The organism is Brevibacterium sp. LE-L (assembly GCF_050214925.1).
GTDB lineage: Bacteria > Actinomycetota > Actinomycetes > Actinomycetales > Brevibacteriaceae > Brevibacterium.
On the sequence record NZ_CP189759.1, the window covers coordinates 3,157,958 to 3,173,081 of the forward strand.

The window sequence follows — 15,124 nt, forward strand, 5'->3', positions numbered from 1 at the left end:
GTTTCGGTTGCGGGTTGGTCTGATGTGCCTTCGCCCCTGCGGCTCCGGCTCACACGGTCCAGGTGGCTCCGGGTTTCGCCAGCTCGATGGGACCGCGGTATTCACCGGCTGCCTCACCGCGGACGATGGAGCAGTCGGTCCAGATCGGAATGTGGGTGAGCACGAGCGCGGACACCTCGGCGTTCTGTGCCACGCGTCCGGCGCGTTTGCCGGTGAGGTGGATCCCGCGAGCGGTGTCGCGGTCTTCCTGGAAAGCCGCTTCGCAGAGGAAGAGGTCGGCATCCTTCGCCGCGGCGACGAGGTTGTCGCATTCGTCGCTGTCACCGGAGTAGGTGATGACGCTGCCTTTCGCGTCGGTGATGCGCAGCGCGTAGGCCTCGACCGGGTGGTCGACGAGGAAGGACTCGACGGTCAGCGACCCGATCTGATTCCGAGTGCCGTGGTCGAGGTCGGAGAATTCGAAGGCATGGTCGAAGTCCGAGTCGTCTCCCCCGTTGGCGACCGGGGACTTTCCGGGATCCGTGTAATACGCCCTCATCAGTCGCTCCTTCGCGCCGGCGGGGGCGAAGACGGGGGTGCGGGTGCGGATCGTGCCGGTGTCGGAGATGTCGCCGTTGAAGAACTTCGGATCGAAGCAGTGTTTGACGTAGAGCCCGGTCATGTCCATGCAGTGGTCCGGGTGCAGGTGGCTGAGGACGATGCCGGAGAGCCGGTCGGTGTCTACGGTCTGCTGCAGGGGGCTCAGCGCCCCGGACCCGAGGTCGAGGATGATGCGAGTCGGCGTGTCCTCTTCCGTTTCGATGAGGTAGCAGCTGGCGAGAGCACCGCGTCCGGGAAAAGAGCCGGCGGTGCCGATGGCGGTGAGTCTCATGTCTCGTCATCCCCCTGCTTCCGGGTCAGCAAGGTCGTTGTCAGTCGGTCCTGAATCCAGGTCAGGAAGTCGTACAGGGTCAGCGTGAGGTCTTCGGACTCGGAGAGCTCCTCACGGCGCGCGTACTTCTCATCCTGCGCGTCCTCGGTGTCGATGCCGAGCCGGACGGCGAGCACGAGCCGCAGATCGTTCAGGCCCTTCATCCACGCCAGGGTCTCGTCGTGGGTCAGGGTGATGTCGTTGCCCTTGCTCAGGCCCAGCAGCACGATGCGCACATTGTGTGCCTTGGCCTGTTTGAGGTCGAATTCGGTCAGCCGCCGGAATTCCGTCGACCGCTCTTCGTCTTCCGGGTCGACATCCGGCAGCAGCCGCAGCAGCGCCGGATCCTCGGGGCGGGGACGGCCGACGAGCCCGAGGCGGGCATCCCAGTTCTCCGAATCCGGTCGGGAGCCGTCCTCGGACCCATCGTCTTCGGAGAGCAGGGCGGCGAGGTCGGTGAAGACCGTGAGCATGAGCGAGCGCTCGTTGTCTTCGAGGCGGAGGACGACATCATCCCCCCGTGCGTCGATGGCTGCCATAGGTCAGTCGGATCCTGAATCGGGTTGGCACGCGGCCCACAGACCGTATTCGTGCATCGCTTGGGTGTCTCTCTCCATGGCTTCGCGGCCTCCGGTGGCGACGACGGAGCGCCCGTTCTCGTGGACTTCGAGCATGAGTGCGTCGGCTTTGTCCTCGGAATATCCGAAGTAGGTCTGGAACACGTAGCTGACATAGCTCATGAGATTGACCGGGTCGTTGAAGACCACGGTTCGCCAGGGCTTAGCCAGGTCCTCGGCCGGTCGAACGTCGACCTCCGGCTCGAGAACTGGTGTCGTTGGGTTGCTCACGTTTCCAGCTTACGGCAGAACACTGACGCTGTCGTGACGTAAGATCGCGCCTATGAGTGATCTCACACGGACCGATTCGACGGCGTTCTTCACGGATCAGTACGAATTGACGATGGTGCAGGCTGCCTTGGAATCCGGCGCCGCCCATCGCAAGAGTCTCTTCGAGGTGTTCGGCCGCAGCCTTCCCGCTGGCCGCCGCTACGGTGTCGTCGCCGGCACCGGTCGGATCCTCGAGATGATCCGCGACTTCCGCTTCGATGATGCGGAGCTGTCTTTCCTCAGCCGCGAGGACATCGTCGACGCCCGCACGATCGACTGGTTGGCGAACTACCGGTTCACCGGCAATATCCGCGGCTATGCCGAAGGCGAGATCTACTTCCCCGGCTCCCCTCTGCTGACGATCGAATCGACCTTCGCCGAGGGGGTCATCCTCGAGACGCTCATCCTCTCCGCGATGAACTACGACTGTGCGGTCGCGTCGGCGGCGTCTCGGATGGCGCAGGCGGCTGGCGACCGCCCCTGCGCTGAGATGGGCGGACGACGCACGAACGAACACGCCGCTGTGGCGGCGGCGCGGGCCGCGGTGATCGGCGGATTCGCATCGACGTCGAATCTCGCCGCTGGACTGACCTATGGTCTGCGGACAATCGGCACCTCGGCCCATTCCTTCACTCTGCTCCACGATTCCGAACGTGAGGCCTTCGCCGCGCAGCTGAAGTCTTTGGGCACCGATACGACTCTGCTGCTCGACACCTACGACGTCGAAGAGGCCCTGGCGACCGCGGTCGAACTCGCCGGTACCGGGCTCGGCGGGGTGCGGATCGACTCGGGTGACCTCATCGAGCAGGCCGGCGAGGTGCGCGAGGGTCTTGACCGCCTCGGCGCTCATGACACGACGATCACCGTCACCAGCGATCTTGACGAGTATGCGATCGCCGCGCTGGCCGCGTCCCCGGTCGACTCCTATGGTGTCGGCACCCGCGTCGTCACCGGTTCCGGCGCTCCGGCAGCGGGACTGGTGTACAAGCTCGTCGCCCGCGCCGATGAAGCCGGTGAGTGGACCTCGGTGGCGAAGCACTCATCGGGCAAGCCCTCTCGCGGCGGGCACAAGGAGGCGCTGCGCCTCATCGACGGCGCGATTGCGGTCGAGGAAGCCGTCGGCATTCCGGCCCTGCCCGATGATCTCGGTGAGGGTCGTCGTCTCAGCGTCGATCTCGTACGCGACGGTGAGGTCGATGAGTCCTTCACCGGAGCCGCGGGTGTGAAGAAGGCCTGTGCCCGCCACGATGAGTCTTTGGCGGAGCTGCCGCGTTCGGCGCGTCGACTGCAGGACGGCGAGCCCGCCATTCCCACAGTCTTCTATTCCGCCTGATCTCCTGCGGCCGGACCGCCTCGGCGGCCGCACCGCCCTCCTCCGTCGGCTTCGGGGTCCGGCCCGGCGGCGTCACTTCTTGCCGATGAACCAGCCCTGGAGCTTCTTGATCCGGGCTTGGATCTGCTCACGCGTGGCCTGAGCGACCGCCGGTCCCCCGCACGCTTTGCGCAGTTCGACGTGCACGTTCTGGTGCGGTGTGCCGGTGCGCCTGGACCAGGCGCCCACGAGGCTCTGCAGCTGGTTGCGCTCTTCCTTCATCGCTCGGTGTTCGAGTTCGCTGGTCTCGACTTCCGGTGCCGGAGGGCCCGTGGCCGTCTTGCGTTTGGCCTGACGTGCCTGTTGGGTTCGCAGCAGTTCGTGGACCTGGTCGGGTTCGAGCAGGCCGGGGATCCCGATGAAATCGAGTTCGTCTTCGGAGCCGATGGCACCGCCGGTGCCGAATTCGCCGCCGTCGAAGAGCACTCGGTCGAACAGGGCTTCCGCGCCGAGGGCTTCGAACGAGCCGAGCTGGTCGGAGGAGGCGCCCTCATTCCGGTTCGCCTGCTCCATGGCCTGGTCGTCGAAGACGACGACATCATTCTCGTCCTCGGTCTTCGGCCGGTCGAGAGCGTGATCGCGTTCGGCTTCCATCGAGTTCGCCAGGGCCAGCAGCACCGGCACGGACGGTAAGAACACCGAGGCGGTCTCGCCACGTTTGCGGGCGCGGACGAAACGGCCGATCGCCTGGGCGAAGAACAGCGGAGTCGACGAGGAGGTCGCATAGACGCCGACGCACAGACGTGGAACGTCGACACCCTCGGAGACCATGCGCACGGCGACCATCCACCGGTCGGTGGAGTTCTGGAACTGTTCGATCCGTTCTGAGGCTCCGACTTCGTCGGAGAGGACCACGGTCGGTTTCTCTCCCGTGATCTCATGGAGGCGTTTGGCGTAGGCGCGGGCTGCGTCCTGATCGGTGGCGATGACGAGTCCGCCGGCGTCGTGGACGGTGCGGCGGACCTCGGTCAGCCGGATGTCGGCCGCCTTGAGCACGGCCGGGATCCAGTCGCCCTTCGGGTCCAACGCGGTGCGCCAGGCCTGGGAGTTGATGTCCTTGGTCGTCTCCTCACCGAGGACGTGCGACATCTCGTCGCCGGCCTTGGTCCGCCAGGTCATGGCGCCGGCGTAGGCGAGGAACAGTACGGGACGGACGACCGAGTCCTTCAGTGCCCGGCCGTAGCCGTAGGAGTAGTCCGCCACCGAGGTGCGGATGCCGTTCTCGTCGGGCGCGTACGTGACGAACGGAATCGGTGAGGTGTCCGAACGGAAAGGGGTTCCGGTCAGAGACAGCCTGCGCACGGCAGGACCGAACGCCTCGCGCACGGCATCACCCCACGACAGCGCGTCTCCGCCGTGGTGGACCTCGTCGAGGATGACGAGGGTGCGGCCGGCCGCTGTGCGGTTGTGATGGAGGACCGGTTTCGCGGCGACCTGCGCATAGGTCAGTGCGACACCGTGGTAGCCGGGTGCGTGCTTGCCCTGAGAGTTCTTGAAGTGGGGGTCGAGCTTGATCCCCACACGGGCTGCGGAATCGGCCCACTGCACCTTGAGGTGCTCGGTGGGTGCGACCACGGTCACGCGGTTGACGACCCGTCGGGCCAGGAGTTCGGCGGCCAAACGCAGAGCGAAGGTCGTCTTACCGGCCCCGGGGGTCGCGACAGCGAGGAAGTCCTTGGGTTCGGTCTTGAAGTAGAGCTCGAGAGCCTCCGCCTGCCAGGCACGCAACTTTCCGGCTGTTCCCCATGCCGCACGTTCGGGGAAAGCCGGTGGAAGCTGTTCTGCCGCGGAGGTCCCTGGAGCTCCAGGGAGCTGTTCCGCGGACATCTACTCCTGCGGTCCTTCGGACATCGTTTCGTAGATCTCTTTGCACTTGGGGCAGATCGGGAACCGCTCGGGATCGCGAGTGGGAACCCACACCTTTCCGCACAAGGCGATCAGCGGAGTCCCAGTCACCATGGACTCCATGATCTTGTCCTTGGGCGCGTAGTGGCTGAAGCGCTCGTGATCTCCGGGCTCGGCAAGCTGCTCGGTCTGCTCGCGCTCGATCGTTGCTGAACCGCCTGAAGCTGGAATGGTCATGGCTCCATTGTAGTTCCCTAGAATGAGAGTCATGGACCAGGCCTACGACGAATCCCTCACAGAACGCTACCGCGAGCTCAGCGATGACATCGCCGCGGCAGTCGCCATCGTGTCTGCCACCCGTGGCAGCGCTCTTCACGCCATCACCGTCGATTCGTTTCTCGACGTGTCCTACGATCCGCCGACCATGGCGGTGAGCATCTATTCCGGTTCAAGGATGATGGAGACCTTGGAGACGAGTTCGCATTTCGCGATCTCGCTGCTGAATTCGGATCAGCGGGATATCTCCGAACGCCTCGGAGCGTCGGGCCAACCGCTCTACGGGTCCCTCAAGGGGGTGGACACCTTCCCCGCCCCACAGGCGGGTCAGCCGGTGCTCACCGAGGCTCTCGCATGGTTCGAGCTCGAACTCACCGAGGTGCTCGACGTCGCCACGCACAATATCGTCGTCGGTCGGGTTGTTGCTTTGGGCGCGGGGACGAATGCCGGAACGAATCGTCCTCTGCTGCGCTGGCGCAAGGGATACGGCACCATCGGACAGCGCTGAGACTCGGCTGCGCCCAGCACACGAACGAGGCCCTGCCCACGGCCGACACTCTTCGCAGCGAAGGAAGTCGGCGGTGGGCAGGGCCGTCCAGTTGTGGCACCCGATGGCGCGCCTCAGGCTGTCGCCTGTCCCCCAGCTGCCATCGGCTCGGCCGTGGCTGCCCGGTTGCTGCCGCTCAGCCGTGGGCTGAGCGGTCGGCAGGGGAGGAGGTCAGACGACCCCTTGGGCGAGCATGGCTTCGGAGACGCGGATGAAACCGGCGATGTTGGCGCCGGAGACGTAGTCTCCGGGCTGACCGAACTCATCGGCCGCGGCCGCGCAGCTGTCATGGACATCGCCCATGATCTCGGCGAGCCGCGCCTCGGTGAAGTCGAAGTCCCACGAGTCGCGGCTGGCGTTCTGCTGCATCTCGAGGGCGCTGGTTCCCACGCCTCCGGCGTTGGCGGCCTTGCCGGGAGCGAAGAGCACTCCGGCTTCGGAGAAGATCTTCACGGCCTCCGGGGTGCACGGCATGTTCGCCCCCTCGGCGAGGGCGATGAGACCGTTCTTGACCAAGGTCGAGGCCGAATCCGCGTCGAGCTCGTTCTGCGTCGCACAGGGCAGTGCCACATCGACCTCAACATCCCAGACGTTTCCACCTTCATGGTAAGAGGAACGTCCGCCGTGCTCCACAACGTAGTCGGAGATCCGACCGCGCTCTTCGAACTTGATGCGCTTGACGAGTTCGGTGTCGATTCCGTCCGGGTCGTGGATGAAGCCGGATGAGTCGGACATCGTGATGACGGTGCCGCCGAATGCGGTGACCTTCTCAGCGGCGAACACAGCGACGTTGCCCGACCCGGAAATCGAAACCGTACGTCCGTCGATGTTCTTCTTCGCCGCGGCGAGCATGTCCTTGAGGAAGTAGACGACACCGAAGCCGGTGGCTTCCGTGCGGACCATGGACCCTCCGTAGGACAGACCCTTACCGGTGAGGACACCGGCTTCGTAGGAGTTCGTCATACGCTTGTACTGTCCGAACAGATAGCCGATCTCACGGCCGCCGACGCCGATGTCACCGGCGGGAACATCGCGGTATTCGCCGATGTGGCGTGAGAGCTCGGTCATCAGCGACTGGCAGAAGCGCATCACTTCCTGGTCGCTGCGGCCCTTGGGGTCGAAGTCTGCTCCGCCCTTGCCGCCGCCGATGGGCAGCCCGGTGATCGCGTTTTTGAAGATCTGTTCGAAACCGAGGAACTTGACGATACCGAGGTTGACCGAGGGGTGGAATCGCAGACCGCCCTTGTAGGGTCCGAGAGCCGAGTTGAACTGCACGCGGAAGGCACGGTTGATCTGAACATCGCCGGCGTCGTCGATCCATGGAACCCGGAAGATGATCTGACGTTCGGGTTCGCACAGACGTTCGAGTGCGGAAAGCTCCAGGTACTCGGGATGCTTATCCACGACGGGGCCCAGGGAATAGAGGACTTCCTGTACCGCTTGGTGGAACTCCGACTCTCCAGGATTACGTTGGAGTACCGTGTCCAAGATTGGCTGCAGTGATGGATGTAGGCTCATACGCCCAAACATACCGTGACACTCATAACATGACTCCGACCGCCCGGATTATGGACACGACTGTCTGGCAACGTCGATTGAGATATAGAACTCGACGGCCTCATATCAGTGTGAGAATGCGCCGAAAGGACGATTCCTCTGATCCGATCGAACGCCATCTCGATGCCCTTAGGAGTTCAATTACGAAAGACAAATACAAAAGGACGGCGGTCCGTCGGTTCCTCGGAATCGACTAAACACCACCACGCCACACTGCCCACAAACCACCAAGAAACACGGTTGTGGTCAGCAGCAACAACGCACCATGAATACGAGGAAGGCCCCGCCCAACCCCCACACAAACAGGAATCAGACGAGGCCACCCCCACCAAAAAATATTGCGGCAGTCACTTACTCTCCCACAACCACCAAGTTGCAGTACCATCAGCGCGCATGGGCTTAGCTACCGGGATCGGAACGGTTAACCGGGCGTTTCCCCACCACTATCACCACCGCAAAACCAACAAACCACCACACCCAACCCACAAACAGGTCAGGCGGTAATGGTCCAAGAACCGCACAGCGAACGCGAACACCAACAACAGTCACATAACATGCACCCCACAAAAAAAGGGGTGACTTCTCAAGCCAACACCACGTGCAACCCAAAAAGACTCTCACGCACACACCAACCCCAACAAAAGAGTTAATGAGTGATCGGTGTATTAGTACCAGTCAACTCCACACCTCACAGTGCTTCCATACCCGGCCTATCAACCCCATCATCTATAGGACACCTCTCCCACACAAAATGTATGGATGGAAATCTCATCTCGGAGCAGGCTTCCCGCTTAGATGCTTTCAGCGGTTATCCATCCCGAACGTAGCCAACCAGCCATGCTCCTGGCGGAACAACTGGCACACCAGAGGTTCGTCCGTCCCGGTCCTCTCGTACTAAGGACAGACCTCCACAAATTTCCTACGCACGCAGCGGATAGGGACCGAACTGTCTCACGACGTTCTAAACCCAGCTCGCGTACCGCTTTAATGGGCGAACAGCCCAACCCTTGGGACCGACTCCAGCCCCAGGATGCGACGAGCCGACATCGAGGTGCCAAACCATGCCGTCGATATGGACTCTTGGGCAAGATCAGCCTGTTATCCCCGAGGTACCTTTTATCCGTTGAGCGACCACGCTTCCACAAGCCATGGCCGGGTCACTAGTCCCAGCTTTCGCTCCTGCTCGACACGTCCGTCTCACAGTCAAGCTCCCTTGTGCACTTACACTCGACACCTGATTGCCAACCAGGCTGAGGGAACCTTTGGGCGCCTCCGTTACTCTTTAGGAGGCAACCGCCCCAGTTAAACTACCCATCAGGCACTGTCCCTGAACCCGATCAGGGTCCGAAGTTAAGGAATCCACTATGGTCAGAGTGGTATTTCACCGATCGACTCCACCTGATCTAGCGACCAAGCCTCATAGTCTCCCACCTATCCTACACAAACCACACCGAACACCAATACCAAACTATAGTGAAGGTCTCGGGGTCTTTCCGTCCTGCTGCGCGTAACGAGCATCTTTACTCGTAATGCAATTTCGCCGAGTTCGTGGTTGAGACAGCAGAGAAGTCGTTACGCCATTCGTGCAGGTCGGAACTTACCCGACAAGGAATTTCGCTACCTTAGGATGGTTATAGTTACCACCGCCGTTTACTGGGGCTTAAATTCTCCGCTTCACAGTAACCTGTTAACGAGTCCTCTTAACCTTCCAGCACCGGGCAGGCGTCAGTCCGTATACATCGACTTACATCTTCGCACGGACCTGTGTTTTTAATAAACAGTCGCTTCTCTCTGGCCTCTGCGACCACCACCAGCACATCCCGCAGCAAGTGCGGTTCACCAGGATGGTCCCCCTTCTCCCGAAGTTACGGGGGCATTTTGCCGAGTTCCTTAACCACGATTCTCTCGATCACCTTAGTATTCTCTACTCGACCACCTGTGTCGGTTATAGGGTACGGGCAACACACACCCTCACGTCGATGCTTTTCTCGGCAGCAGAGGATCACCAGATCACCCCACCACAGTGGGGCGCCCATCAGCTCTCACACACAAAGCGGGGACGGATTTACCTACCCCCGCGTGCTACAACCTTAGACCGTGACTACCATCGCACGGCCTGGCTACCTTTCTGCGTCACACCACACGCTTACCGACTCCACACTCAGGTCCCACATACCTCGCCAAACCCTCCTACCGAAGTACGAGAGGGCGAGGGACATGGTTAGTTTCATGTGTTTTGGTACTGTCGGTTGTGTGTCGGTACCAGAATATCAACTGGTTGTCCATCGACTACGCCTGTCGGCCTCGCCTTAGGTCCCGACTTACCCAGGGCGGATTAGCCTAGCCCTGGAACCCTTGGTCATCCGGTGGACGGGTTTCTCACCCGTCTTTCGCTACTCATGCCTGCATTCTCACTCGAACCGCTTCCACCACTCGTTCACACGGCAGCTTCACCAGCGACTCGACGCTCCCCTACCCAACACCACACCATTACGGATACACGTGGTGCTGCCACAACTTCGGCGGTGTACTTAGCCCCGCTACATTATCGGCGCTCAATCACTTGACCAGTGAGCTATTACGCACTCTTTCAAGGGTGGCTGCTTCTAAGCCAACCTCCTGGTTGTCTTCGCAACTGAACATCCTTTCCCACTGAGCACACGCTTAGGGGCCTTAGTTGATGGTCTGGGCTGTTTCCCTCTCGACAATGAAGCTTATCCCCCACTGTCTCACTGCCACGCTGAACCTTGACTGGCATTCGGAGTTTAGTTGACGTCAGTAACCCGGTGGGGCCCATCAGCCATCCAGTAGCTCTACCTCCAGCAAGAACCACGCAACGCTGCACCTAAATGCATTTCGGGGAGAACCAGCTATCACAGAGTTTGATTGGCCTTTCACCCCTAACCACAGGTCATCCCCTCCATTTTCAACTGAAGTGGGTGCGGGCCTCCACGCGCTCTTACACACGCTTCACCCTGCCCATGGCTAGATCACTCCGCTTCGGGTCTAGGACACGCGACTGACAACGCCCTGTTCGGACTCGCTTTCGCTACGGCTACCCCACACGGGTTAACCTCGCCACGCACCGCTAACTCGCAGGCTCATTCTTCAAAAGGCACGCCATCACAGTCATCTAGATACTGCTCTGACGGATTGTAAGCACATGGTTTCAGGTACTCTTTCACTCCCCTCCCGGGGTACTTTTCACCATTCCCTCACGGTACTTATCCGCTATCGGTCATCAGGAAGTATTTAGCCTTACCAGGTGGTCCTGGCAGATTCACACGAAATTCCACGAGTTCCGTGCTACTCGGGCACACGCACACTACGCCGGCGTCACTGTTTCGTCTACGGGACTCTCACCCACTCCGGTCCTGTTTCCCACCAGGTTCGACTACACCAACACCAACACAGACTGGCCATGCTGGACCAGACCGTACATACCCCACAACACCGTGCACGCAACACCAGCACGCTTGACACGCACACGGTTTAGGCTCATCCAGTTTCGCTCGCCACTACTCCCGGAATCATTGTTATTTTCTCTTCCTGCGGGTACTGAGATGTTTCACTTCCCCGCGTTCCCCCCACGTACCCTATATATTCAGGCACGGGTCACTACCCTCACAGGCAGCGGGGTTTCCCCATTCGGACATCCTCGGATCAACGCCCGTTTATCGGCTCCCCGAGGCTTATCGCAGATTTCCACGTCCTTCATCGGCTCCTGATGCCAAGGCATCCACCATGCGCTCTTACACACTCACCACACCCCCAAAAGGGTTGGCGGCGTGTACGCGAAATATTGTCTTTCAATCACACAAGATGATGACAAGAAAAATCACATTACATAACACCACAACCCCACAAGGGCTGCAGCATTGATGCTCGCGTCCACTATACGATTCTCAAACCACTACCAAACACCACCCACAAACCAGACCACTGCCGTGGCTGCCCGTGAAGCGGGTCGGTCCTGCTGGTTGAAACCACACCCAACCACTGTCGGGGTTTGTGATTCCAGGACCCAATAACGTGCCTGTTCTAGCCCATCCTCATACCCATACATCGACGAGGCACTCACCCCGACAACGCTGAGTGGACGAGCGAAAGTTGTGATGTTCCACCCATGAGCAACCCACCCAGGAACACGAACGGTTCCTGACGGTGGGGATCTGAATGTGTGCTCCTTAGAAAGGAGGTGATCCAGCCGCACCTTCCGGTACGGCTACCTTGTTACGACTTAGTCCCAATTGCCAGTCCCACCTTAGACGGCCCCCTCCCAAAAGGGTTGGGCCACCGGCTTCGGGTGTTACCGACTTTCGTGACTTGACGGGCGGTGTGTACAAGGCCCGGGAACGTATTCACCGCAGCGTTGCTGATCTGCGATTACTAGCGACTCCGACTTCACGTAGTCGAATTGCAGACTACGATCCGAACTGAGACTGGCTTTAAGGGATTCGCTCACCCTCACGGGCTCGCCTCTCTCTGTACCAGCCATTGTAGCATGCGTGAAGCCCAAGACATAAAGGGCATGATGATTTGACGTCATCCCCACCTTCCTCCGAGTTGACCCCGGCAGTCTCCTATGAGTTCCCACCATCACGTGCTGGCAACATAGAACGAGGGTTGCGCTCGTTGCGGGACTTAACCCAACATCTCACGACACGAGCTGACGACAACCATGCACCACCTGTACACCAGCTCCAAAGAGAAGAACTGTTTCCAGAACGGTCCAGTGTATGTCAAGCCTTGGTAAGGTTCTTCGCGTTGCATCGAATTAATCCGCATGCTCCGCCGCTTGTGCGGGCCCCCGTCAATTCCTTTGAGTTTTAGCCTTGCGACCGTACTCCCCAGGCGGGGCACTTAATGCGTTAGCTACGGCGCGGAGAACGTGGAATGTCCCCCACACCTAGTGCCCAACGTTTACGGCATGGACTACCAGGGTATCTAATCCTGTTCGCTCCCCATGCTTTCGCTCCTCAGTGTCAGTTACAGCCCAGAGTCCCGCCTTCGCCACCGGTGTTCCTCCTGATATCTGCGCATTTCACCGCTACACCAGGAATTCCAGACTCCCCTACTGCACTCTAGTCAGCCCGTACCCACTGCCCGCGCAACGTTAAGCGTTGCGTTTCCACAGCAGACGTGACCAACCACCTACGAGCTCTTTACGCCCAATAATTCCGGACAACGCTCGTACCCTACGTATTACCGCGGCTGCTGGCACGTAGTTAGCCGGTACTTCTTCTGCAGGTACCGTCACTTTCGCTTCTTCCCTGCTGAAAGCGGTTTACAACCCGAAGGCCGTCATCCCGCACGCTGCGTCGCTGCATCAGGGTTTCCCCCATTGTGCAATATTCCCCACTGCTGCCTCCCGTAGGAGTCTGGGCCGTGTCTCAGTCCCAGTGTGGCCGGTCGCCCTCTCAGGCCGGCTACCCGTCGTCGCCTTGGTAGGCCATTACCCCACCAACAAGCTGATAGGCCGCGAGCCCATCCCCGATCGAAAAACTTTCCACCATCCCACATGCGTGGAACGGTCATATCCGGTATTAGACCCAGTTTCCCAGGCTTATCCCGAAATCAGGGGCAGGTTACTCACGTGTTACTCACCCGTTCGCCACTCATCCACCAGGTGCAAGCACCCGGCTTCAGCGTTCGACTTGCATGTGTTAAGCACGCAGCCAGCGTTCGTCCTGAGCCAGGATCAAACTCTCCATAAAAAAATTATGTTGCAGTATGAATCCCAGCAAGACAGCCAAACCAGTCACGGGGTGACCAGCCGGCTTCAAAAAATACGATCAAACACCCCAACCGCCACCACAGTGAACGATTCAACAAAGAACCACCCACCTCAAGGAGGCGAACCAGACTGTTCGACCGTGTGATTGTCTCACCAGAAAAATAATGTTTCTGGCATCACAACTTGTTCAAACAAACACGCTATTGGATTCTCAAACCACAAACACTCACCCATCACCACAACCCAACAAAAAGGGCGTGTTCACTGGGGGCATCAGTTTCTGTTTGCACTTTTCATCTTGCGATTCGCTGTGCCAGCGGATGTCTACTCTACCTGGTTGTTCGGATCCGTGCAACTCGAAGTTCATCTTCGTTTCACCCGAATCACTCCCGGTGAGAGCGACTGCTGCTGTTCCTTGCGGCCCGGCAGCTGGATCAACATTACACACATCTTCGACCGTGTGCAAAACGGCCTCGCTCAGCGCCTCCAGACCGGTGTCGCCGGCGCCGAGTCCGAGCCGAATCCTCCGCGCTCAGACGCCGAGCGCTCACCGACTCGGATCGTCGGCGGCTACGGCCTCAGGCGACCGGCTGAACGAGTTCCGGGGAGTCATTGCGGACATTGCCGACGGCCTTGCCGACCTTGTGCCGGGTCACGCTCGCCGGGTCCACCTGATCAAGAGTTGCGCTCAGCAGGTTCGGGACCGCGCTGCTGAGAACGCCGGGATCGATCCAGTCATCGATCTGATCGCGGCCGAGGAAGACCGGCATCCGGTGGTGGACATCACTGAGATGTCCGGCCGACTCCATCGTGAGGATCGTCGTCGAGACCAACCACGTCTGGTCAGGCTGCTTCCAGAACTCGAAGAGTCCCGCCATGAACAGAGGATCCTCGCCGGCGGCGCTCATCATCCACGGCTGTTTGCCGTCCTCGGTGGTCTCCCACTCGTAATAGCCCGGGATCGGCAGCGCACAGCGACGGCGCCTGATCGCCTGGCGGAACATCGGCTTGTCGAGCACGGTCTCCGAACGAGCATTGAAGGCCTTGAAGCCGATCTTCACGTCCTTGGCCCAGCCGGGAACCAAGCCCCATGAAGCCGTTTCGAGACGGCGGTGCAGCTGCCCCTCCTCATCGAGGCGTTCGACGACGATCGGCACGAAGGCCCCCGGGGGTACGTTGTAGCGCGGGGTGAAGTCATAGGACACAACGTCCAACCGCAGCTCGTCGGCGAGATCAGCCGGATCGAGGGACATATTGAGTCGACCGCACATGCGCCCATCTTCTCACTTCACTACACTGTCGACAATGGCGGCAGAAGAGAATACAGGCAGCAGACTCGACCCGATCGAAGAGTCCCGTCGGCAATGGCTGGCCCACGGGTGGCACGATGCCGCCGACGGCATGACGACGGTGATCTCGGTGATGAGGATCCACCAGCTGTTCCTCGCCCGGGTCGACGCCGCGCTCAAACCCTTCGCACTCACCTTCTCCCGCTACGAAGTCCTCGCTCTCCTGTCCTTCACTCGAGCCGGAACACTGCCGATGTCGAAGATCTCGGCGCGCATGCAGGTGCATGCGACGTCGACGACGAACTCGGTCGACCGTCTCGAGAAAGCCGGCCTCGTGGCCAGACGCAGCCATCCCGATGACCGCCGCACGACACTGGTCGACCTCACCGAGGCGGGCCGGGAGCTCGCCGCCCAGGCAACCGCGGCCCTCAACGTCGAAGTCTTCGCCTCCCCCGACTTCGCCGGGAGCGACCTCGACTCGCTCCTGCCTCATCTGAAGAGCCTGCGTTCAGGACTCGAGAACCGAAGCTGACCTCGGATCCGGACTCGACCTGTCCCGGTCCGACCTGCACCCGGCCACGGCCGGTCACCTCTTCTGCCCGACCCTGTCCAGGGTCACCTCGGCGAAATTAGTTGGATGTCCAAGTAATTTGGACGTATCGTGGTGCCCATCACCACAAACCTGTCCGACCACTGGAGGAATC

General features: G+C 60.5%; 10 protein-coding genes and 3 rRNA genes. 3 read left to right on the forward strand and 10 right to left on the reverse strand.

Translation table 11 applies throughout. The features are described 5' to 3' along the window. Window positions 1-49: 49 nt before the first annotated feature. From ACQE2J_RS14315 to clpS, 3 genes are read right to left on the reverse strand one after another with little or no spacing between them, the layout of a single operon-like run. Window positions 50-871: an MBL fold metallo-hydrolase gene (locus ACQE2J_RS14315; RefSeq protein ID WP_135542155.1), complete on the reverse strand. Its 822-nt coding sequence runs from the start codon at window positions 869-871 to the stop codon at window positions 50-52. Next, complete coding sequence (locus ACQE2J_RS14320) at window positions 868-1,449, reverse strand: DUF2017 family protein (RefSeq protein WP_135542157.1); 582 nt, start codon at window positions 1,447-1,449, stop codon at window positions 868-870. Before ACQE2J_RS14320 ends, ACQE2J_RS14315 begins: the two co-directional genes overlap by 4 nt. A 3-nt stretch (window positions 1,450-1,452) precedes the next feature. Continuing rightward, window positions 1,453-1,758, reverse strand: a complete 306-nt coding sequence (gene clpS / locus ACQE2J_RS14325) for an ATP-dependent Clp protease adapter ClpS (protein ID WP_135542159.1) — start codon at window positions 1,756-1,758, stop codon at window positions 1,453-1,455. Window positions 1,759-1,810: 52 nt separating this feature from the next. On the opposite strand from clpS, the gene ACQE2J_RS14330 reads away from it, so the two are divergent. Continuing rightward, the gene (locus ACQE2J_RS14330; RefSeq protein WP_135542161.1) at window positions 1,811-3,130 is read left to right on the forward strand and encodes a nicotinate phosphoribosyltransferase; all 1,320 of its coding nucleotides are present in this window, start codon (window positions 1,811-1,813) and stop codon (window positions 3,128-3,130) included. Window positions 3,131-3,202: 72 nt separating this feature from the next. Here ACQE2J_RS14330 and ACQE2J_RS14335 read toward each other — a convergent pair whose 3' ends face one another. Both ACQE2J_RS14335 and ACQE2J_RS14340 read right to left on the reverse strand, forming a co-directional pair. Further along, on the reverse strand, window positions 3,203-4,996 hold the full coding sequence (locus ACQE2J_RS14335; RefSeq protein ID WP_135542163.1) for a DEAD/DEAH box helicase: 1,794 nt from the start codon (window positions 4,994-4,996) through the stop codon (window positions 3,203-3,205). Then, window positions 4,997-5,251, reverse strand: a complete 255-nt coding sequence (locus tag ACQE2J_RS14340) for a DUF3039 domain-containing protein (protein WP_135542165.1) — start codon at window positions 5,249-5,251, stop codon at window positions 4,997-4,999. Between the two features lie 31 nt (window positions 5,252-5,282). Between ACQE2J_RS14340 and ACQE2J_RS14345 the strand changes: the two genes are divergently transcribed. Next, window positions 5,283-5,798, forward strand: a complete 516-nt coding sequence (locus ACQE2J_RS14345) for a flavin reductase family protein (RefSeq protein ID WP_135542167.1) — start codon at window positions 5,283-5,285, stop codon at window positions 5,796-5,798. A gap of 210 nt (window positions 5,799-6,008) precedes the next feature. Here the strand turns inward: ACQE2J_RS14345 and gdhA are convergent, their stop codons facing one another. The 5 genes from gdhA to ACQE2J_RS14370 all read right to left on the reverse strand — a co-directional run bounded on the left by gdhA (window position 6,009) and on the right by ACQE2J_RS14370 (window position 14,384). After that, the gene (gene gdhA, locus ACQE2J_RS14350) at window positions 6,009-7,355 is read right to left on the reverse strand and encodes an NADP-specific glutamate dehydrogenase (RefSeq protein WP_135542169.1); all 1,347 of its coding nucleotides are present in this window, start codon (window positions 7,353-7,355) and stop codon (window positions 6,009-6,011) included. A 377-nt stretch (window positions 7,356-7,732) separates the two neighbouring features. Beyond that, window positions 7,733-7,851: ribosomal RNA gene (gene rrf / locus ACQE2J_RS14355) — 5S ribosomal RNA — on the reverse strand. A 188-nt stretch (window positions 7,852-8,039) separates the two neighbouring features. Then, window positions 8,040-11,160: ribosomal RNA gene (locus tag ACQE2J_RS14360) — 23S ribosomal RNA — on the reverse strand. 425 nt (window positions 11,161-11,585) lie between these two features. Continuing rightward, window positions 11,586-13,111: ribosomal RNA gene (locus ACQE2J_RS14365) — 16S ribosomal RNA — on the reverse strand. Together the 16S, 23S and 5S rRNA genes form the textbook arrangement of a ribosomal RNA operon. 598 nt (window positions 13,112-13,709) lie before the next feature. Further along, a complete protein-coding gene (locus ACQE2J_RS14370) occupies window positions 13,710-14,384 on the reverse strand; it encodes an SOS response-associated peptidase (RefSeq protein WP_240689506.1) in 675 nt (224 codons plus the stop codon). Window positions 14,385-14,436: 52 nt separating this feature from the next. On the opposite strand from ACQE2J_RS14370, the gene ACQE2J_RS14375 reads away from it, so the two are divergent. Then, a complete protein-coding gene (locus ACQE2J_RS14375; RefSeq protein WP_135537088.1) occupies window positions 14,437-14,952 on the forward strand; it encodes a MarR family winged helix-turn-helix transcriptional regulator in 516 nt (171 codons plus the stop codon). Window positions 14,953-15,124 lie beyond the last annotated feature (172 nt).

Bases quoted from the DNA above. Each gene is read 5' to 3' on its own strand.
- ACQE2J_RS14335 (WP_135542163.1), bottom strand. From the start codon at position 4,996: ATGTCCGCGGAACAGCTCCCTGGAGCTCCAGGGACCTCCGCGGCAGAA.
- gdhA (WP_135542169.1), bottom strand. From the start codon at position 7,355: ATGAGCCTACATCCATCACTGCAGCCAATCTTGGACACGGTACTCCAA.
- ACQE2J_RS14370 (WP_240689506.1), bottom strand. From the start codon at position 14,384: ATGTCCCTCGATCCGGCTGATCTCGCCGACGAGCTGCGGTTGGACGTT.
- ACQE2J_RS14320 (WP_135542157.1), bottom strand. From the start codon at position 1,449: ATGGCAGCCATCGACGCACGGGGGGATGATGTCGTCCTCCGCCTCGAA.
- ACQE2J_RS14345 (WP_135542167.1), top strand. From the start codon at position 5,283: ATGGACCAGGCCTACGACGAATCCCTCACAGAACGCTACCGCGAGCTC.
- ACQE2J_RS14315 (WP_135542155.1), bottom strand. From the start codon at position 871: ATGAGACTCACCGCCATCGGCACCGCCGGCTCTTTTCCCGGACGCGGT.
- ACQE2J_RS14340 (WP_135542165.1), bottom strand. From the start codon at position 5,251: ATGACCATTCCAGCTTCAGGCGGTTCAGCAACGATCGAGCGCGAGCAG.
- ACQE2J_RS14375 (WP_135537088.1), top strand. From the start codon at position 14,437: ATGGCGGCAGAAGAGAATACAGGCAGCAGACTCGACCCGATCGAAGAG.
- ACQE2J_RS14330 (WP_135542161.1), top strand. From the start codon at position 1,811: ATGAGTGATCTCACACGGACCGATTCGACGGCGTTCTTCACGGATCAG.